Annotated in this window: 20 protein-coding genes, 1 pseudogene and 1 other annotated feature; of the genes and pseudogenes, 15 read left to right on the top strand and 6 right to left on the bottom strand. The window is 41.1% G+C overall.

Going from position 1 to position 19,665, the window contains the following annotated elements:
- The first annotated feature begins 3 nt into the window (after window positions 1–3).
- Together NYE63_RS23870 and NYE63_RS23865 are read left to right on the top strand one after the other, a co-directional pair.
- Window positions 4–1,137 carry an NADH-dependent flavin oxidoreductase gene (locus tag NYE63_RS23870; RefSeq protein ID WP_342603012.1) on the top strand — a complete coding sequence of 378 codons (1,134 nt, stop codon included), beginning with the start codon at window positions 4–6 and terminating at the stop codon, window positions 1,135–1,137.
- A 43-nt stretch (window positions 1,138–1,180) separates the two neighbouring features.
- Entirely contained in the window at window positions 1,181–2,077 is an 897-nt protein-coding gene (locus NYE63_RS23865; RefSeq protein WP_342603011.1) for a DMT family transporter, read from the top strand.
- A gap of 31 nt (window positions 2,078–2,108) precedes the next feature.
- On the opposite strand, the gene NYE63_RS23860 is transcribed toward NYE63_RS23865, so the two are convergent.
- Window positions 2,109–3,599 (bottom strand): LysM peptidoglycan-binding domain-containing protein, encoded by a 1,491-nt coding sequence (locus NYE63_RS23860; RefSeq protein ID WP_342603010.1) that lies wholly within the window; start codon window positions 3,597–3,599, stop codon window positions 2,109–2,111.
- 212 nt (window positions 3,600–3,811) lie between these two features.
- On the opposite strand from NYE63_RS23860, the pseudogene NYE63_RS23855 reads away from it, so the two are divergent.
- Window positions 3,812–3,937 (top strand): annotated as a pseudogene (locus tag NYE63_RS23855) (DinB family protein); the annotation flags it as partial.
- A 16-nt stretch (window positions 3,938–3,953) separates the two neighbouring features.
- Here NYE63_RS23855 and NYE63_RS23850 read toward each other — a convergent pair.
- On the bottom strand, window positions 3,954–4,370 hold the full coding sequence (locus NYE63_RS23850) for a hypothetical protein (RefSeq protein ID WP_342603009.1): 417 nt from the start codon (window positions 4,368–4,370) through the stop codon (window positions 3,954–3,956).
- Between the two features lie 360 nt (window positions 4,371–4,730).
- Between NYE63_RS23850 and NYE63_RS23845 the strand changes: the two genes are divergently transcribed.
- From NYE63_RS23845 to hxlB, 9 genes are all read left to right on the top strand, one after another.
- Complete coding sequence (locus NYE63_RS23845) at window positions 4,731–5,762, top strand: fatty acid desaturase (protein WP_342603008.1); 1,032 nt, start codon at window positions 4,731–4,733, stop codon at window positions 5,760–5,762.
- Window positions 5,763–5,855: 93 nt separating this feature from the next.
- The gene (locus NYE63_RS23840) at window positions 5,856–6,401 is read left to right on the top strand and encodes a response regulator transcription factor (protein ID WP_342603007.1); all 546 of its coding nucleotides are present in this window, start codon (window positions 5,856–5,858) and stop codon (window positions 6,399–6,401) included.
- Between the two features lie 67 nt (window positions 6,402–6,468).
- Window positions 6,469–6,687, top strand: a binding site (T-box leader).
- A 40-nt stretch (window positions 6,688–6,727) separates the two neighbouring features.
- Window positions 6,728–8,401: an arginine--tRNA ligase gene (gene argS, locus NYE63_RS23835; RefSeq protein ID WP_342603006.1), complete on the top strand. Its 1,674-nt coding sequence runs from the start codon at window positions 6,728–6,730 to the stop codon at window positions 8,399–8,401.
- A gap of 399 nt (window positions 8,402–8,800) precedes the next feature.
- Window positions 8,801–9,835 (top strand): LacI family DNA-binding transcriptional regulator, encoded by a 1,035-nt coding sequence (locus NYE63_RS23830; RefSeq protein ID WP_342603005.1) that lies wholly within the window; start codon window positions 8,801–8,803, stop codon window positions 9,833–9,835.
- A 90-nt stretch (window positions 9,836–9,925) separates the two neighbouring features.
- The gene (locus tag NYE63_RS23825; RefSeq protein WP_342603004.1) at window positions 9,926–10,696 is read left to right on the top strand and encodes a sugar phosphate isomerase/epimerase; all 771 of its coding nucleotides are present in this window, start codon (window positions 9,926–9,928) and stop codon (window positions 10,694–10,696) included.
- The gene (locus NYE63_RS23820; protein ID WP_342603003.1) at window positions 10,683–11,654 is read left to right on the top strand and encodes a sugar kinase; all 972 of its coding nucleotides are present in this window, start codon (window positions 10,683–10,685) and stop codon (window positions 11,652–11,654) included. Before NYE63_RS23825 ends, NYE63_RS23820 begins: the two co-directional genes overlap by 14 nt.
- Window positions 11,636–12,919: an MFS transporter gene (locus NYE63_RS23815; RefSeq protein WP_342603002.1), complete on the top strand. Its 1,284-nt coding sequence runs from the start codon at window positions 11,636–11,638 to the stop codon at window positions 12,917–12,919. The genes NYE63_RS23820 and NYE63_RS23815 overlap by 19 nt, the downstream gene beginning before the upstream one ends.
- Window positions 12,916–13,548 carry a 3-hexulose-6-phosphate synthase gene (gene hxlA / locus NYE63_RS23810; protein WP_342603001.1) on the top strand — a complete coding sequence of 211 codons (633 nt, stop codon included), beginning with the start codon at window positions 12,916–12,918 and terminating at the stop codon, window positions 13,546–13,548. Before NYE63_RS23815 ends, hxlA begins: the two co-directional genes overlap by 4 nt.
- Complete coding sequence (gene hxlB / locus NYE63_RS23805) at window positions 13,545–14,096, top strand: 6-phospho-3-hexuloisomerase (protein ID WP_342603000.1); 552 nt, start codon at window positions 13,545–13,547, stop codon at window positions 14,094–14,096. The genes hxlA and hxlB overlap by 4 nt, the downstream gene beginning before the upstream one ends.
- Before the next feature lie 110 nt (window positions 14,097–14,206).
- On the opposite strand, the gene NYE63_RS23800 is transcribed toward hxlB, so the two are convergent.
- Together NYE63_RS23800 and NYE63_RS23795 are read right to left on the bottom strand one after the other, a co-directional pair.
- Entirely contained in the window at window positions 14,207–15,388 is a 1,182-nt protein-coding gene (locus NYE63_RS23800) for an NAD(P)/FAD-dependent oxidoreductase (RefSeq protein WP_094246575.1), read from the bottom strand.
- A 35-nt stretch (window positions 15,389–15,423) separates the two neighbouring features.
- A complete protein-coding gene (locus NYE63_RS23795) occupies window positions 15,424–15,855 on the bottom strand; it encodes a DUF1641 domain-containing protein (RefSeq protein ID WP_342602999.1) in 432 nt (143 codons plus the stop codon).
- A 322-nt stretch (window positions 15,856–16,177) separates the two neighbouring features.
- Here NYE63_RS23795 and NYE63_RS23790 point away from each other — a divergent pair, with 322 nt between their 5' ends.
- Window positions 16,178–16,348, top strand: a complete 171-nt coding sequence (locus tag NYE63_RS23790; RefSeq protein ID WP_342602998.1) for a hypothetical protein — start codon at window positions 16,178–16,180, stop codon at window positions 16,346–16,348.
- A 294-nt stretch (window positions 16,349–16,642) separates the two neighbouring features.
- Here the strand turns inward: NYE63_RS23790 and NYE63_RS23785 are convergent, their stop codons facing one another.
- The gene (locus NYE63_RS23785) at window positions 16,643–17,227 is read right to left on the bottom strand and encodes a DJ-1/PfpI family protein (protein WP_342602997.1); all 585 of its coding nucleotides are present in this window, start codon (window positions 17,225–17,227) and stop codon (window positions 16,643–16,645) included.
- Between the two features lie 150 nt (window positions 17,228–17,377).
- Between NYE63_RS23785 and NYE63_RS23780 the strand changes: the two genes are divergently transcribed.
- Window positions 17,378–17,809 (top strand): Lrp/AsnC family transcriptional regulator, encoded by a 432-nt coding sequence (locus NYE63_RS23780; RefSeq protein WP_230161112.1) that lies wholly within the window; start codon window positions 17,378–17,380, stop codon window positions 17,807–17,809.
- 128 nt (window positions 17,810–17,937) lie between these two features.
- A complete protein-coding gene (locus tag NYE63_RS23775; protein ID WP_342602996.1) occupies window positions 17,938–18,768 on the top strand; it encodes an STAS domain-containing protein in 831 nt (276 codons plus the stop codon).
- Between the two features lie 292 nt (window positions 18,769–19,060).
- Here NYE63_RS23775 and NYE63_RS23770 read toward each other — a convergent pair whose 3' ends face one another.
- Window positions 19,061–19,585 carry a GNAT family protein gene (locus NYE63_RS23770; RefSeq protein WP_342602995.1) on the bottom strand — a complete coding sequence of 175 codons (525 nt, stop codon included), beginning with the start codon at window positions 19,583–19,585 and terminating at the stop codon, window positions 19,061–19,063.
- Window positions 19,586–19,665 lie beyond the last annotated feature (80 nt).

Below are 19,665 nucleotides of genomic sequence, written 5' to 3'. Positions count from 1 at the left end.
AAAATGATGAAACGGAAATACGAGAAAATTTTTTCACCGTACACGCTTTCTAATGGAACGGTTCTTAAAAACAGGATTGTAGTTGCGCCCATGACCACTTATTCTGCTCAAGAGGATGGCTTGGTTTCTGACCAGGAACTAGCTTACTATAAAAGAAGGGCAGATGGACCTGCCATGTTCATTACTGCTGCGGCTGCCATATCCCCTGTTGCTACAAGCTTTCCCCGGCAAATGAAAGTATATGATGAACAAAGCATCGCTGGACTTTCACAGCTTTCAAAAACAATCAAATCAAAAGGTGCAAAAGCAATTCTCCAACTTCATCATGGCGGAGGCGAGAGCCTTCCAAGCTGTACAGGCGGAGAAAAAATGGTTAGTCCGAGTGGCATCATTTCAACCGTTTATAAAGAAATGGGCGGGGACTACATTCCAAGGACAATGAGTCACACGGAGATCATCTCCACTATTCAAGACTTTGGAAGAGCCACTCGCCATGCCATTCGTTCAGGATTCGACGGTGTGGAAATCCATGGTGCAAATGGATATCTCCTTCAGCAATTTTTCTCTCCCCACTCTAACAGGCGGAGAGATCAGTGGGGCGGGAATTTGGAAAATAGAATGCATTTTCCACTTGCTGTCATCGCGGAAGTGAAACGGATACGTGATCTATACGCAGACAAAGATTTCATTATAGGCTATCGCTTCTCCCCTGAAGAACCGGAAGAAGGCGGAATGAAAATGGATGACACAGCTGCATTGGTGGATAAATTGGCAAGTCAAGAGCTTTCCTATTTACACCTTTCTGTTAAAAATGTCTGGTCCATCCCTAGAAGTGGATTGAACATGGGGGTAACAAGGACCGAAATCATTCGCGATATCATCGCTGGCAGAACCAGTTTCATATCACTTGGATCGATTCATACTCCAGAGGAAGCAAATGCTGTGCTGGAGAAAAATATACCGCTTTTCGCATTAGGAAGAGAACTACTGATGGAACCGGACTGGGCTAATAAAATAAAGGAGGGTAGGGAAGACGAGATTATGACGACTTTGCCGCGCAATAGCAGGTGTAAATTAATGATTCCAGATCATATGTGGGAGATTATCATCACTCGTGACGGCATGCCCGAGAAATGATAATATTAATGTAAAAAATAGTAATTTCATGAGGGGAAATTAAATGAATAAAATTGCACTTTTTCAACTGTCTCTAGCCATGACAATCTTTGGTTCTGTCGGTTTCTTTTCAGAACTATCAGGACTTCCTGCATTGGAACTGGTTTTTGTTCGCTGCATTTGTGCTGCCGTATTCTTATGTGCAGCATGGATGATTACAGGACATTTCAAGAAGGAAATATGGAATGGTAGAGAGGTAAGGCTCATCATTTTCTGCGCAGTGGCCAACTTGTTAAACTGGATATTCCTCTTTAAATCTTTCGAACTGATTTCCGTGACAATTGCCATTTCTCTTTATCATTTAGCTCCGATCATTGTACTCATTATAGGCAGCTTCATCTTTAGGGAGAAAATGACTTTATTCTCCATCCTGGCCATTTCACTTTGTTTCATTGGCACATTATTCATTATGGGAACAGATGGATTCCGATCATCAACTCCTGAGTGGGAAGGCATCATGTATGGAATCATTGCTGCATTTTTCTATGCGGCAACCATGCTTTTAGGAAAGAGCATTAAAAAGACCAGTGTATACGCGACCACTTTTCTGCAAATGTTCATTGGATTCCTATTATTGATTCCTTTTGTAGATTTTTCAGTATACACAACGCTAAAAGCGTCTGAATGGTTTTATACGGTACTTACTGGCATCGTTCATACAGGCGTCGTGTATCTTCTATTTTTTAATAGTATTCGCCATTTGCCTACAAATGTAGTATCTTTCATGATTTTTGTAGATCCGGCGGTTGCCATCCTATTGGATATTCTGCTTTCAGGATTTCAACCGGACAGGATTCAAATCTTGGGTATTTCATTGATTTTCATTGGGGTGGTCTATTCGCTTAAGAATTCAAGACCGACTGAAAATGATGTCATGCAGAAAAGGCCGCACACAATGTGAGGCCTTTTTCCTTTATGGTTTTTCTATTAACCTATTGATTAAAATGATATACATCCCAAATGTCAGGGGTTTCTGATCCAATGTACCAAGAAGATACACCGCCTAGATGATTTTGTTTTACCAGGTCAATACGGAGCTTCATCGATTTTTTATCTTCTATCCATATTTGATGCTTTTTCCCTTTGGAAGTATACTCCACGTAATTTTGTTGAGTCTTTTTATCCCATACCTTTTTAAGTTTATGAGATGAAATGATTTTGTTGACCTCAGCCATGGTACGGTCATGACTTTTCACTTTATTGGTCGATAAATCGGTTACCCATTCTCTCGTATAAAATGGTACAGCCAATATGATCTTATGGGCAGGTACCTCTTTCATTAAAAGCTTCGTTCCTTCTTTGATCCAAGGTAACGAGGAAACGGACCCGGCTACTGGGCTTCCTCCCCAATGCTCGTCATAACCCATTATGATTATATAATCCGCTATTTTGCCAAGAGCTTTCCTATCTAGACTTTTTGACCAAAAAGGGTCGTCATTTTCTCGGGTTACATCCACAGATACTTTAATTCCATGTGGTTTTAGTGCCTTTTTAAGTTCGCCTATGAAAAGTACAAATTCCTTCTTATTTTTTGGATCGATGTTTTCAAAATCTACATTTATTCCATCACTTTTAGTTTTAACAAGTGAATCGCGTAAAGTTGAAACTAATTTCTGGCGTTTTTTGGTACTGCCTAGTACAGAACCAGTTAAAACAGGGTCAAATTTATTACCGATAAGTTGCCAAACTTGTTTTCCTTGTTTATGAGCGTTTTGGACGAATTTTGCATCTACAGAAATGGAAACATAATTACCGGTATCCGTCAGTGTATAGGACCGAGGAGATACTACATCTAAATTGGGTTGTTTAATTTGTTGGGTGTAGTTTTCTTTCGATCCATTATGCGTCCAGCCCATGACGATACGTTTTTGCGCCCTTTTTTGAAGCTGGGATTTCTTTATCCATCCCTTTTTTCCATTTAGTAATTGAACCTGGTAGTAATAATCCGGAATCTTCAATTTTTGGCCAACTTTAAGGGAAACCGTGCGTAAGTTATTTAATTTCGTCAAATCACTTGTGGTTACCTTATATTTAGAAGAAATCTTCCACAATGTATCGCCTGATACAACCTTATGGATCTTATATTTCTGGGGAATCTTAAGGCTTTGGCCAACAGTAATGTCGGAAGAAGTCAATTTGTTTTCTTTTTGTAACGCACTTACTGAAACTCCATATTGATTTGCTACTTTCCATAATGTGTTTCCAGTCTTTACTTTATGAATGATAGGGCTCGCGGAATCCCCAACGACAGAAGAAATGACGGGAAACTCCTCGCCCTTTTTTAAGGTCTTTAATAGAGTAGAACTTAATTTAGGAGAACTAAAAACTTTTGTATTGTCCACTTTAACAGAACCTACGTTTTGGGTATTACTTGATGAATGACCATTGGTTGGAAAGAGACACATACAAAGAAGGCTTAACATAATAAAACATCCAAAGAATTTTTTCACAATTATTTTATTCCCCTTTGTAAAATTTAACTTTACTAGTTTACTATGGAGAATAGCCTTTAAAATAGAGGTACATTGTGGAAAGGCCCTATATAGAAGAAAATAGGGATCTAAAAAGGATTTACGATTCTGCTGTTGCAGCAACAACCACACTAAGGTAGGTCGAATTATATCGCTGAAGAACAATTAAACCCCATGTCGTGAATCATGGAACGTATCACCGTGGCAATATCACAGCCATGTTACGCCAAATGGGTTATGCTTCTACTACGACGGATTATGGTCTTTATTTATTTTTAAAAGGAGAGTAACTAAAGATGAAATTATTTATTGTTTTCTTTTAAGTAAAAATCTTGGAGATGGAAGGATTTCTTGTTCAGCTTCAAAATAAGCGAGTTTATTTGGTATACAGGATATGATTGACGGCATTCCCATCCCAACAGCTTTTTCTAAGGCGGTTAATAAGGGTAGCTCCTTACCATCAATATCTTCATCCCAGGATATTACATAACAAGAATCTTCAGCACCATTCTGTTTCAGTAACTTAGCTATATCTACTGGATCTGAATTAGGTTTTGGAATCTCAATGGTATACTCTTCACGAAGAGTTGTTCTGTAAGTATGACAAAGTCGACTTAAGGCATATTTGCGTTTCTTGGCTGAAGACAATTCGAACAGAACTCTATCTTGGAGCCTTTTGGTGAAAAATGATTTTACAATTATTTTCTCCATTTCCTTATCCAATCTAATCCCCCTTTACACCTTTTCAACTGGTAGATCCTAATAGTCTAAGCCTATCATAAGTAGCATTTGTTGATAACAAACCTCTCTCTAAAATCATTTTACTTACTGTTCTATTGTCAAATAATGTTGCCATGCCTTCGAGATTTACGACAGTTCATTTTACGTTTGCCATGGAGGGCAATGTGGCATTGTTGGAAATAGGGAATGTTAACCAGTTTTTACTGGTTAGCTTGTTTGCCGTTGAAAATGACTTGTACATGACATTTGTCATCTTCTAGTCATGACACCTGGTACTAATAATATCGGGTTGATTTCTTTATACTATGAATAACGACAAATAAAAGGAAGTGCAATTGAATAATGACCTTGCAAAATACGAAGAACTTGAGAAAACAAATTGCTCCTTTTGAACAATCAACGACAAAGCAAAGTATATGGCAGATCGTCAATACCTTAGGGCCGTTCATCATTTTATGGTACCTAGCATATATAAGTCTTTCCGTTTCTTATTGGTTAACTTTAATTCCAGCCGTGATTGCTGCTGGCTTCTTGACAAGAATATTCATTATTTTCCATGATTGTACGCATCATTCATTTTTCAAAAGCCGCCGTGCGAATAGAGCAGTCGGTACGATCATGGGTGTTTTGACTTTATTCCCATTTGATCAGTGGGGACATGAGCATTCTGTGCATCACGCAACAAGCGGTAATTTGGATAAGCGGGGTACAGGAGATATTTGGACCCTTACGGTAGATGAATATTTGGCTGCACCGCTTAAAATTCGTTTTGCCTATCGTTTTTATCGCAATCCATTGGTTATGTTTGGTTTAGGTCCAATTTATGTATTCCTTCTTAAAAATAGATTTAACCGTAAAGGTGCTAGAAAGAAGGAGAAAATGAATACGTATTTGACGAATGCATTAATCGTCGTATTAGCAACATTGCTTTGCCTGGCAGTAGGCTGGCAGTCGTTCCTTCTGGTACAAGGTTCCATTTTCATGATTTCGGGTTCAGTGGGCATTTGGCTGTTTTACGTCCAGCACACATTTGAGGACTCTTATTTTGAAGAAAATGAGGAGTGGGAATATGTATTAGCAGCAGTGGAGGGAAGTTCTTTTTATAAGCTTCCAAAACTGATGCAGTTCCTAACTGGTAATATCGGTTACCATCATGTTCACCATTTAAGTCCAAGGGTACCTAACTATAAATTGGAAATGGCTCACAATAATACGCAGCCTTTAAAGAACGTTCCAACGATTACTCTTGCGACAAGCTTGCGCTCACTCCGTTTCCGGTTATGGGATGAGAAATCCAAGAATTTTGTTGGTTTTAAAGACATAAAATATTTAACGAAAAAAAGCGTTTCCGCTCAAGTGAAATCTGAACTGTAACGTTCATGTATCATTTCAGACTCCCTTATTAATCCTTGGATTTTGGGGAGTCTTTGTTTCATATAAGGAACTCGATAAAGGAGAGAACTTAAAATGATTCGAATTGTCATTGCAGAAGATCAGCAAATGCTGTTAGAGGCAATAAGTTCTCTACTCAATCTTGAAGAAGATATAGAAATTGTCGGGCAAGCCAGTAATGGAGAAGAAGCGATGTCACTTGTACAGCAATTACAGCCTGATGTTTGTATCATGGATATGGAGATGCCTGTAATGAGCGGACTTGAGGCAGCGGAATCTTTAAAGTCATTTGAATGCAAAGTGGTCATTTTAACGACATTTCGAAGGACTGGTTATTTTCAACTCGCACTAAAAGCTAATGTAAGTGGTTATTTATTGAAGGATAGCCCGGGTGAAGAGTTAGCTTGCTCGATTCGCAGCATAATGGATGGCAAGCGAATATACTCCCCAGAACTTATAGATGAGTCTTCCAGCAATAATGGCCGGGAAATGGGAGTGTTAGGGCTTTTAGCCGATGGTCAATCCAAAATTGAACCGTCTAATCAGCAAAGCGGCACAATAGGGACAGTAAGGAAATATCTTTCGACCATTAAGGATAAAATGAAGTTACCGGCTGGTTAGGATTTGTTTCTTAAATCCTGTTGACACGTTTTTTTAAATTGTGTACGATGGATTAAATTATAATATTGAAAATTCTGTGATGAAGAGAGTAGTTCATTTTGAAATGGAAAGCGAGTTAGGGATGGTGGGAGCCTAATGCAGGACGGATGAATGAAGCGCACTTTGGAGAAATTTCTTGAAACGTTTAGTAGGGAAAATCGGGGAGTCACCTCGTTAACAATGGAAAGTGGTCACAATTTGTGGCAACTAGAGTGGTACCACGGGAATTCATGCTCTCGTCTCTTATTTAGAGACGGGGGCTTTTTTGTTTAGGAGGGAAAATGACGATGAATAAACCAATTGCAGAATTGATTTCAACTGCTTTGAACAATGAAATGCCAGCAAGTGAAATAGAAAAATTAATGGAAAAGCCAAAATTGATGGAGTTAGGTGATGTCGCCTTTCCGTGCTTTACTCTTGCGAAAAAATTCAAAAAATCGCCTCAAGTGATTGCGTCTGAAATAGCCCAACAATTAAACAGTAAGTTGATCCAAGAAGTGAACGTGGTGGGGGGTTATCTGAATATCTTCGTCAATCAACAGATGGTGACGGAAAACGTGCTGCAAACGATATTAAGGGAAAAAGATCAGTATGGTTCGATGCAGCCTGGACAGGAAAATGTCGTGATTGATTATTCCTCCCCGAATATTGCCAAGCCTTTTTCCATGGGGCACTTACGCTCAACGGTCATAGGGAATGCACTGGCTAACATTGCCGAAAAAAATGGCTACAATGCCGTGCGTATTAATCATTTAGGAGATTGGGGCACGCAATTCGGTAAGTTGATTGTCGCGTATAAGCTGTGGGGCGACAAAGAAGCAATCGAAGCTTCGCCGATTGAGGAATTATTGAAAATCTATGTGAAGTTCCATGAAAGAGCTGAAACGGATGAATCGTTGAATGAACAAGCACGTGCAAGCTTCAAGTCGCTTGAAGATGGGGACGAGGAAGCACTGGCATTGTGGAAATGGTTCAGGGATGCGTCTCTAAAAGAATTTGAAACGATATATGATTTATTGGGCATCCGTTTTGATTCCTATGCCGGCGAAGCGTTTTACAATGACAAAATGGATTCTGTCGTCGGGGAACTAAAAGAAAAAGGCTTACTTACCCTATCCGAAGGTGCCTATGTCGTGCAATTGGAAGATATGCCGCCTTGTTTGATTACGAAAACGGATGGCGCGACACTTTATGCCACGCGTGATTTAGCTGCAGCCATGTATCGTATAAAACAGTATGAGGCGAAGAAAACATTTTATGTTGTCGGAAACGAACAATCTCTGCACTTTAAGCAACTCTTTAATGTCATAGAAAAAATGGGCTATGATTGGTCAAAAGATTTGCAGCACGTAGCATTTGGCATGATGTTAAAAGACGGTAAGAAAATGTCGACACGTAAAGGGAAAGTCGTGCTGCTTGCGGATGTATTGGCAGAGGCGATCGAAACTGCGAAGCGCAATATTGAAGAAAAAAATCAAGCGCTTGAACAGAAAGAACTGGTTGCAAGACAGGTTGGTGTCGGAGCGGTAATCTTTAATGATTTAAAAAATAACCGCATGAACGATATTGATTTTTCATTAGAGCAAATGATGAATTTTGAGGGAGAAACGGGTCCATATGTACAATACACATTTGCACGAATTTCCTCATTGCTTGAAAAAGGTGAATTTAAAGAGCAGGCCATCCAGTATGAAGCTTTAGGAGAATATGCGTGGTCAGTCATCCAGCTGCTGGAGCAATACCCGATCATTGTCCAAAAATCATTTGAACAAGCCGACCCATCACAAATCGCGAAATTCAGCTTGCAGTTATCGCGTGCATTCAATAAGTATTATGCACATACGAAAATCTTAGTTGAAGATGAATGGAAACAAATGAAGCTCTCATTTGCTTTTTCCGTAGCGATTGTTTTAAAGGATGCGCTAAGTTTATTGGGAATTTCGGCGCCGAATAAAATGTGAGTTTAAATATCCCTGCAAAAAAAGGAATCCATTTTGATCTTTCAAAATGGATTCTTTAAATAAAATGGAAGCAAAATTGCCTACGATGTCATCGAACAATAAGGGGGATTTATCATCAAGTTTACCGTTGAATTGATCGTGATTTCCTGTATCTAAGTCAACCCTGGTGCAGTGGTACTACTTAATTTTCATATGCTTCTTGGTAAATGTGGTTTCCAATGTTTCAACCAAGAGTGTTTATTCAGGAACCAGAAGAAAAAGTTCTTGTTTCCAAAACAGGCTCTGCTATTAAAAATTGATGTGGGAAGAATTTGAATAAAATGGATTGACATTCATTGGTAATGTGTTAATATTTATAAAAATGGAACCGGTTCCAAAATTCGCGAATGGATGAATGAAATGGTTAAACAAGAAAACGCAAAAGTTACAATTTACGATGTTGCTAGAGAAGCAGGTGTTTCAAAAACCTCCGTTTCAAGGTATTTAGGGGGGAGATATGATGAACTCTCTGACAAAACCCGTAAGAAAATCGAGCTGGCGATCAACAAAATGGAGTACCGCCCAAACACGATGGCAAGAGGGCTCAAAAGCAATAAGAGTTATTTGATTGGAATCATCGTGGCGGACATCAACAATCCATATACGACGGCCATCCTTCGGGGGGCTGAGGATATATGCAGCCAGAATGGATATAATCTGATGATTTGCAATTCGGATAATAACCCCGAGAAGGAAAGAGGCTATTTTGATATGCTTCTATCCCATCGCATCGACGGGCTTATCATTCATACGACTGGCGGAAATCACGACATGTTAAAACAGATGCAAGAGCAAAAGACCCCGATCATCCTTTTGGATCGGAAGGTGCCAGATCTTGAAATCGATACGGTGGGATTGGATAATTTTCAGGCTACCTCACAAGCGGTCAATTATTTGGTTGGCCAAAATTATGAACGAATTGCGTTTTTCAGCGAACCTGCAAGCAAGGTCAGTACAAGGTATGAACGGCGGCTATCCTTTCAGCAAACGCTGATGAGCCACAGTCATCCGAGTTCAGGTGATGTTTATGAGGTCAATGTCGACGATTTAAAAGATGTCGAGTCCAAGCTCCAGCATTTTTTAGATGATTCAAAAGGCGTATCAAGAGCTATATTGACGGCAAATAGCGTCGTGCTATTAAAATTAATTTTACTTTTACAAGAAAAGAAACTTTCGGTCCCGGAAGATTTAGCCATGATGGGATTTGATAATCCGGATTGGAGCACCATTGTTTATTCGGGCATTACAACGATTGAACAGCCCACATACCAAATCGGGGTCGCTGCTATGGAAATGATCCTGAACCGCATTGATGGACAGGTTTCCCCAGCGCAGACAATGGCGTATCAAGCGAAATTGAATGTTAGGCAAACGACGCCTTTTATACAGAAATAAGTCTTCTAAGCTTGGAAGACTTTATTTAAAAGTAAAATGGTACCGGTACCATTTCTGGCGGAACACATTCATAAGGAGGAAGGATAAACGATGAAAGTCTTTGTATGCATGAATTCAATACCACTGGAAGTGCTTCAAACGCTCGGACATCTTGAAATCATAAAAGCGGTAGCGGCTGCCGGAGCTGATGGAATCGAAATCAGAAGAGAGCTATTGTGCCCGGATGATACGATGGAAGAATTGGGTGCCTTATGCAGGGAGCTTAACTTGGACATTTATTATTCCGCTCCTGATTTCCTGATCGGACCAAACCATCAAATGAATGAAATAGGTTTTAAACGCTTGGCAAGGGAAGCGGATGAACTGGGAGCGGAATTGCTGAAGATGCCTCTTGGAAACTACGATTTCTTTGAAACTGATATGTTTCGAATGAATGAGGTCTTGGTGAAAAATCTGCAAAACCGTGAATTAAAAATCACCATCGAGAACGATCAAACGCTTGGCGGTGGAAATGCAAACAGGATCGCTCATTTTCTGAGTCGCACCGAAAAGTTCGATATCCCGATTAGATTGACATTTGATACAGGCAACTGGCTGTTTACAGAAGAAGTACCAATGAAGGCTGCGAAAGATTTAGCGGTATATGTGGACTATATTCATTTGAAGCAAGTGAAGCGCGAGAAAGAGGAATGGGTGACGGAGCCGATATCTTTGCCGCTGCAGCCCGAGGTAATAGAGTTAATGGAACGTTTCAGTGGTACATGCCCGAGAGCGATAGAATTTCCGGTGACCCTGGAAAATGTAGAAACCTATATTTCACACATGAAAATGGAGCGGGGTGTTAGTCATGAGCGAGCTTAAGGTATTGACGATGGGAGAGGCTATGGCGATGTTCATAGCGGATGAGCCAGGGAATCTTGAAAACTGCTTTAGTTATAAACGTTATGTGGCGGGGGCGGAAACGAATGTAGCGATTGGCCTGTCAAGGTTAGGGATCAAAACTGCATGGATAAGCAAAGTGGGGGATGATTCGTTCGGGCGCATGATTATGAAAACGCTCACAAATGAGGGGGTGGATGTCTCCAATGTTTTGGTGGATCCACTCAATCCAACTGGGTTCCAGTTAAAATCGAAAGTCGAACAAGGAGATCCGGTCGTTGAATACTTTAGGAAGAATTCAAGCGCCAGTAAGATTTCCCTTGAGGACTTTCCCCTGGAGAAGCTCCCTTCCACTCAGCACCTGCATTTAACGGGGATACCTCCTGCCATTTCCAGCAGTTTCAGAGAGCTGTCGTGGCAAGTCTTGAATCATCTGAAACAAAAGGGTGTAACCGTTTCTTTCGATCCAAATCTGCGCCCATCACTCTGGCGGAATGAAAGGGAGATGATCAGCACCATCAATATGTTTGCGGCAGAGGCGGATTGGCTGCTTCCCGGAATGCAGGAAGGTGAAATTCTTACAGGATACAGCAACAAGGAGGATATCGCCAGTTACTACCTCGAACTCGGTGTTAAGCTTGTAGTAATTAAACTCGGGGAAGAAGGAGCCTACTTTGCGACCCAAAATGAAAGGAAGGAGGTACCGGTTTTTTCCGTAACGGAAGTCGTGGATACCGTAGGGGCAGGAGACGGGTTTGCTGTCGGAGTAATTAGCGCTTTACTGGAAGGGGCATCGAATGAAGAAGCAGTTTTACGCGGAAATGCGATAGGGGCCAAGGCCGTGATGTCTCCCGGAGATCACGAAGGCCTCCCTAATATGGAAGAGCTAGAACACTTTATGAAAAAAGGAGTGCTTCAATCATGTCTCAATTACAAGTAGCTTCGAGAAAAAGGTGGATGAGATTGATCCCCCTAGTGTTCATCACATACAGTCTTGCCTATCTCGACCGTGCCAACTATGGGTTTGGCGTAGCGGGAGGGATGGGGGAAGACCTTAATATCACAGCCGGGGTATCTTCCTTTCTGGCCGCGCTGTTTTTCCTTGGTTATTTCTTCTTTCAAGTTCCAGGTGCACATTACGCAGAAAAGAAAAGTGCCAAGATCCTGATTTTTTGGAGCTTGATTCTCTGGGGAGGACTGGCCACATTGACGGGGATGGCGACAAGTGTGGCATGGCTCTATCCGATTCGCTTCTTGCTTGGTGTTGTTGAAAGCGCTGTTATGCCCGCGATGCTCGTTTTCCTTAGCCACTGGTTCCTAAAAGAAGAACGTTCCCGGGCCAACACCTTTTTGATTCTGGGGAATCCTGTTACTGTATTGTGGATGTCGATCCTTTCCGGCTACCTATTGAAGGCATTCGACTGGAGATGGCTGTTCATCATTGAAGGACTTCCGGCTGTCCTGTGGGCGTTTATCTGGTATAAGCTCGCCAATGACCGTCCCAAAGATGCCAAGTGGCTTACCAATCAGGAAAAGCAAGATATGGAAGCTACCCTCCAGAAAGAGCAGGCTGCATTAAAACCTGTGAAAAATTATAGGGAAGCTTTTAAGTCAAAGCAGGTCATCGTGCTCAGTATCCAATACTTCATGTGGAGCATTGGGGTTTATGGGTTCGTCATGTGGCTGCCGTCCATTATTAAACAGGCGTCGAACATGGATATAGTGGCAACAGGCTGGCTTTCATCCGGACCTTATTTGTTAGCGGTCATTTCGATGCTGGCACTATCCTATTTTTCGGATAAAACATTAAATCGGAAAACGTTCGTTTGGACATCACTGCTTGTCGGGGCAATCGCATTCTTCGGGTCCTTCATGCTCGGCACATCGAATTTCTGGCTTTCATATGCCCTGTTGGTCATTGCAGGCGGTGCGATGTATGCCCCGTATGGACCGTTCTTTGCCATCATTCCTGAAATCCTTCCAAGAAATGTGGCTGGCGGAGCAATGGCCCTGATTAATAGCATGGGGGCGCTTGGCTCATTTGTAGGTGCCTATTTCGTCGGATATTTAAACGGATTGACCGGCGGGCCTGGAGCATCCTATATTTTCATGGCGGGATCTTTATTGATTTCAGCGATACTCACATTGATGGTTAAAAAGCCTGCGGTTATGCCAGTCAAGCAAATGGAGGTGGTTTCGTCTTGAAAATTCAGCTGGCGTTGGATCGCATGAATATGGAGCAAGCAATTGATATGGCACGAAGCGTGGAAGCCTCGATTGATTGGATTGAGGTGGGGACTTCTCTGATTAAAGAGTTCGGAGTGAACAGCATCAAAGAAATGAAAAATCACTTTCCGGATAAAAAAATCGTTGCCGACATGAAGACGATGGACAATGCGGCTTATGAAATGGATCTTTGCTTTCAAAGCGGGGCTGATGTAGCTACGGTAATGGGGGCTGCATCGGATGTAACCATCCAAAAATGCCTGGAAATAGCTTGTGAATACAAGGGGCAGATCATGATTGATCTATTGAATGTATCTGATACCCGGCTTGAGCAATTACGGATTTACAATCAGGCAATATTCTGTGAGCATGTAAGCAAGGACAGCCAGGAGAATTTAGGTCATGCCATGATCAATATGAGAAATCATGCTGGGTCCATGAGAGCTGCAGCAGGAGGGATCACTCTTTCATCCTTGCCTGTAATGATCAGGAAGGGACTTGATGTCATCATCATTGGCTCGGCGATTACAAAAGCAAAGTATCCAGCAGAAGCTGCCCGACTATTTAAGGAAACGGTGAATGGGGAGAAAGGTGTGAAGGAAGTTTGAAAAAGGAAATTGCGGTTATTTTAGAAGAAATGAACGGTGTATTTCACAAAATGGACGGAGGGGCAACGGATGCGCTCCTAAAAAATTTACGGTCTGACACCAGGATCTTCATCGTGGGTGAAGGCAGATCGGGCTTCATGGCCAAAGCCTTTGCGATGAGATTGATGCACCTTGGCTTAAACGTCTATGCAGTCGGGGAAACGATCACTCCTTCTATTGCGAAAGACGATCTGATCATAGCCATTAGCGGGAGCGGCTCGACCAAAAGTGTGATATCGGTTGCGGCAAAAGGCAGGGAAGTGGGATGCAAGGTGTTTTCGATCACGACGAATGACCAATCGGATTTAGCGAATGTCTCTCATGAGGTCTTGGTGATTCCGGCTGCAACGAAAAATCGCTTGGATCATGAAACGAAAAGCGTCCAGCCATTAAGTTCTTTGTTTGATCAATGTGTACATGTTTTATGTGATGCAGTATGCTTGGACTATTCATTAACCAAGTCCATAAGCCACGAGCTTACTTATTCCAAACATAGTAATGTAGAATGAAATATGGCGGGCTCCTTCAGCGGGGGCCCGCCTTTTTTGAAACGAAAAATGCCCTTACTCCCAAACGGGAATAAAGGGCATGTACCGTGACATGTCACGGCGATAATAAATTAATAAGCCAGGCTGAATAGGGCCTTGATGTGTGATAGATAGCGAACATTACTTGCTTCTTTCATCAATGTAGCCGGCAGACCTTTAAGGGACGTGTTATTGGCCCCAACGGTTGCCACCGCATCCTTACGGCCAAGGCTCGCAAGTGTACCTGAGTTTACTGGTGAAAATTCTTCAAGTTTCTTGCCTTCAAAGGCTGCATATAAGTTGTATCCAACAAGCTCGCCCATTTGCCAAGCATTTTGTGCAGTAGGAGCGTATGGACGTCCGCCTTCTGGAGGGAAAGCAACGGCACTGTCCCCGACAACGAATACGTCATTATGGGATTTGGATTGCAAGAACTCATTAACGGTTGCTTTGCCGCGATCCACTTCAAGGCCTGATTCGCCTACGATAGGAAGAGCCGCAACTCCGCCTGTCCAAACAAGCGTATTAGCAGTTATCGTTTGTCCATCTTTCAATTCGATTTGATTTCCTTTAACACCCGTTACAGGCAGACCTGTCAAGAATTCAACACCGCGTGCTTCCAAGCTAGTCATCGCACGTTCGATTAAGTGATCAGGCAGGACCGGAAGGATTTTTGGACCAGCTTCTACAAGCTTGATTTTCAAGTCCTTGAAGTCCACTCCGAACTTTTTGGCGATTTTAGGGAAATGATCCACGATTTCACCGATTAACTCGACGCCTGTTAATCCGCCGCCGCCGATCACGATGGTTGCGTCCGCTTCATTATTCGTTTGTGCATATTCGCGGATGCGATCTTCGATATGTTTGTAAATCTTGTTTGCATCATTTACGGATTTCAAGACCATGCTGTTTTCCTCAAGTCCCGGAATGCCGAAGAATCCTGTTTGGCTTCCCAAAGCAACAACCAGGGCATCATAAGATAAAGTGGAACCATTGGCAAGTTTCACTTCTTTGTTATCGACTGAGAAAGACTCCACTTTGGAAATGATAAGGTCGATATCTTTTCCTTTGAAAAGCTTTTCCAAAGGAATGGAAACGGCTTGTTCAGAAATGGATCCGCCTGCAAGACGGTGCAATTCGGTGATGATTTGGTGCGTTGGAAATTGATTCACCACTGTAACCTGCACTTCATCTTTATTATAATATTCACGTACGGATAAGGCAGATAGTAATCCTGCGTAACCTGCACCTAAGATGACGATTTGTTTTGACATAGTTAATCCCCCGTTCTTACTGAAAGTTTATCAAATTATTTTTGGTTTTTACGTTCTGAAGAGACCTCAAGAAAAGCTTGGGCGAAACGGAAAAGTTTTTGTGCTTGCGGATCTTTCATCATCCTTAACAGACCAAAAAGACCGATCACATCATTATTTACTTCAGCACGATCCTTAGCTTCGAGGGCATTAGCCGCAAGCCCTTTTACTGAATGGACTACAGGAGTCGCGATCTCCGAAATGGCGCTGACCGTATCATTTTTCAAAACATCATCAGTCGCAACCGATTGAGCGAAATCATAAGACTTTGTTAAAATATTCACTAATTCAGTCAGTTTTGGTAACTGCTCAACTAAAGTGTTCAATGATTCCTGAACCTCAGGCTTTAATAATTGGTCCAGTACATCTAATTGTTTTTGGCGGGCATTAAGTTGTTCAGTTTGTGATTGGGTAATCGTTTCTGACATATCCAATTCTCCTTTGCAATAAGCATTTTGTTGATGTAAATAGAAAAACTTGTAAAATATTACACAATGTGTGACAAGAAGAAATACTAACAAAAATGTAATAAAAGCTATCCTATAGTATATCCCTTTAGTAGCTTGAAAACAGCTGATTTTTTAAAAAAGATCCATAAAATAATCATTTCCTGCTTTTTCGAAGTATAAATTCCAAAGGAAGGTACCATTCTTTACCTAAAATGGACCTTAAGAGGTTGTCAATCATTATCCCCTATCATACATATTTCCATCTTGATTTGCCATCCTAAAATGATGGAGGTGAAAAAACGTGACCGATTTAGTATCTAAACTTACAGAAGAGAATAATGATAAAAAGTTTCATAAAATGGTTGGCAGTATGGAATATACTAAAGCGCAACTTTTGGAAGGTATGAATGGAATTTCTGAAGTTTACCTCAAAAACAGTGAGGAAGGCACATCGGAAACACCTGATCAATAAGATTGTTGTGTAAGCATAGCGAAACAGTTATGTTTACTTAAAATATCAGAACCAACCGAAAACAATGGCTTGAGGAAAACATACAAAGCGTTGAAGATAAATTCGCCAATGGCGAACTGGATAGTCTGGATGTCATTCGCCAGTATGGCGTCATCATCGATTACGCAACGAATAAAGTCCTGCCAGAATCAACAAAACAGTTCCGTGAATCTATGAAAACCCGTTCATTGGCTTATTGGAAGTAAGGTGAAAAAGGTTCCGAATTCATTCGGAACCTTTTTTCATCAGCCATTTTTAATGGAAGCCCATCAATTCCTTCACATGTTTACAATTTTCTTTTGAAGTGAGCATTTCCAAGAGCGTAAAGGCAACATCGAATGCTGTGGAAGGATTGTAGGATGTAATGATATTGTCCGTGATGACAATCGGTTCATTAACGACAATCGCACCAAAATCTTTTAGCTGCCCCTGTCTCTTACTGGTTGGATGGTTGTACGTAGTGGCCTTTCTTCCATCCAATATCCCGCTTTTTCCAAGTGGGAGAGAACCTACACAAATAGTTGCTATGATTTTGTTCTTATTATGAAAATACTTGATCACATCAAGAAACCTCTGATCATAGGCATCCTCATAGAAACCGGCTTCTTCAAAACCTCCTGGAATGGCCAAAGCATCGAAGTCATCAAGGTTCACTTGATCGATGGTCAATTCGGGCTGCACGATAAAGTTCCATGTACATTTCAATTGTTCATGAAGTCCCACTGTAACCAAATCAGTGGTACCATCCCCCTCTAATTTATTCCAGCCCAATACATCCGTAAACACACTTGCTTCAACCGCTTCGAATCCATTGGATAGCAGCATCAATACTTTTTTCATAGCAGCATCCCCCTTATTTATATTTGTCTTTATTATATAAAATTGAAATTGCCTAATACATACGATAAATTATGTAATCATCTCGCTTCTGTTTATTTTATAATGTATTTAATGGATTTTTATTAATAATAAAAAGTGAGGGTGATTGAAATGGATCGGACGGATAAAAAGATACTTTCCTTACTGGAGAATAACGGGCGCATGTCCATGAAAGAATTGGCACATGAAGTCTCCTTAACGGCACCAGCAACGAAAGAACGTGTGAATAAATTAGAGGAAAGCGGAGTGATAAAAGGATATAAAACGGAAATATCCCTTGAAAAACTTGATAGGAGCATAACAGCATTCATATTATTCGAAACGGATAGATGCAAAGACTTTTATCAATTTAGCTTGAGCCATCCGGAAGTTCTCGAATGCCACCGGTTAGCCGGTCAATATAGTTATCTTATTAAAATAAGTACATTTTCCATGGAAACGCTGGAAGACTTCGTCGATGAAGCCATTAAATATGGGAAATCGTCCACCCATCTGATATTTTCTTCCACATCGAAGAATGTTTTTTCAGGCGAGGAAATATAACCGGTTTTAATCCATTTACTTGCCATCTCTTTTATATATGAACAATTAGCAGGAATAAACCCCACCAATATAGAAAGTAAATAGTAACAAAAATCACAGTTGAAAGTTACAAAAAGGGAGTGGAGAGAGTGAGTTTTGTTTATGAGGAAGATAAGATAATGGAATTCCTTTTGCAGAATAAAAGTGAGTTTGAAGAATATCTTTTATCAGCAGCAGTCAATGTCAGGGATAAAATCGAAGAAATCCTGCTGATTGGAAATGTCGACCTTTTGAATAATGCACATAAGCTCATCCGTTATATAGTGGAACAGAATGAAACGGATATGATTGCCTTTGCCGAAAAAGAGGGAGTTACGTGGGCGACCCACTCCTTGACGCTTTCATTCAAGCTGGAATGGATTCAGGCTATCCGCAGAACGCTTTGGACCTTTCTTTATAAGTTCGAACAGGTTAAGAAAGAGTTTATGGAGAATTCCAAGGTCTTTTTTGATTTAGAGAAAAAAGTGAATGAAAAGGTTGATTTATTTCTTAAATCCTTTTTCGTCAGTTACTCCGATTACAAAGACAAATTGATCCTGGCTCAGCAAAACTTGGTGGAAAATCTATCCGTCCCGATCATTCCAGTCAATTCCAGCACCTGTGTCCTTCCGTTAATTGGGACAATTGATTATTCACGAATACGGATAATTGAGGAAAAAGTATTGATGGAGATAGGGAAGCTGCGGATACAGACCTTGATCTTGGATTTATCCGGTATCATTGATATGGAAGTTGAAATGATCAATGATTTAATGAAAATCCTCGATGGAACGGCAATGATGGGCTGTAAAGCTGTGGTGACTGGATTACGCCCTGAAGTTGTTACGAAAATGATCCGTTCAGGGATTCAGATAGATAATAAAGCAGAAACAAAAGGGACGCTGCAGCAAGCCTTAAACGACTATCTTGTAGTCACCTAAATCGTGAAGTGGGGGTCGCCATGTTTTGGTGACTTTTCTTTGTGGGTAATTTGGGATATTAAGGTAATTTATTTGTTATTTTTTTCGACTCGAATAAGTAAATGGAATGGGGAACGGATGCTCCGAACAAACCAAATCTAGGTTCCAGTTGATTTCAGAAATCTGCTCCCTTTACGCCGACTGTTTGTGAGGCCTCATCAAAGCAAGCATCTAGGGGAGTCTCGATTAGCCAGTTATTCGGCAGGGGTATTGCAAATTTCTTCAATGGAACACTCCAAAGAAGGTTTTCGTTTCACTTCAGCAAGGAATAGACATATGTATCATGAGGGATGCCGTTTTGGTAAATATAACTCCTTAAAATTCCTTCCTGGATGAAACCCAGCTTAAGCAAAAGCTCACTTGATGGCCCGTTTTCCAGAAAAACGACTGCGCCGATGCGGGTTAAGTCAAGGTTGTTGAAACCGTAAGCGATAATTTCTTTAAGAGCTTCTGACGCAAATCCTTTGCGCCAATGTGCAGGATGGATTTCATAACCGATTTCCGCCCGTCTGTATTTGGGACTGTGAGCATGAAAGCCGATAGTGCCAATTAATTCTTGCGTATCTTTTCTCTCAATTCCCCAGCGAACCGCCCGTTTTTCAAGGTAGCTTTTCGCAAAAGATGCTACAATATCCTTCGCCTGTTCGATATTATCCAATGAATCCTGCCCATAAAAGCGGGTGACTTCATCTTTTGATAAACATTGGTATAGAGCTTCCGCATCACTTTCACGAATTTCCCGTAGCAGTAACCTTTCCGTGTTCAATACAGGAAACATAGTATTCCCTCCTCATATAGCAGTTTTATATCTATTCGGTCTCCACAAAGATTTTTCCTTTATTATGAAGTGCCTATTTT

This window comes from Peribacillus sp. FSL E2-0159 (genome assembly GCF_038643155.1).
Taxonomy (GTDB): domain Bacteria; phylum Bacillota; class Bacilli; order Bacillales; family DSM-1321; genus Peribacillus; species Peribacillus simplex.
Note: the sequence above shows the minus strand (reverse complement) of the source record. Positions and strands in the feature narration are given on the sequence as shown.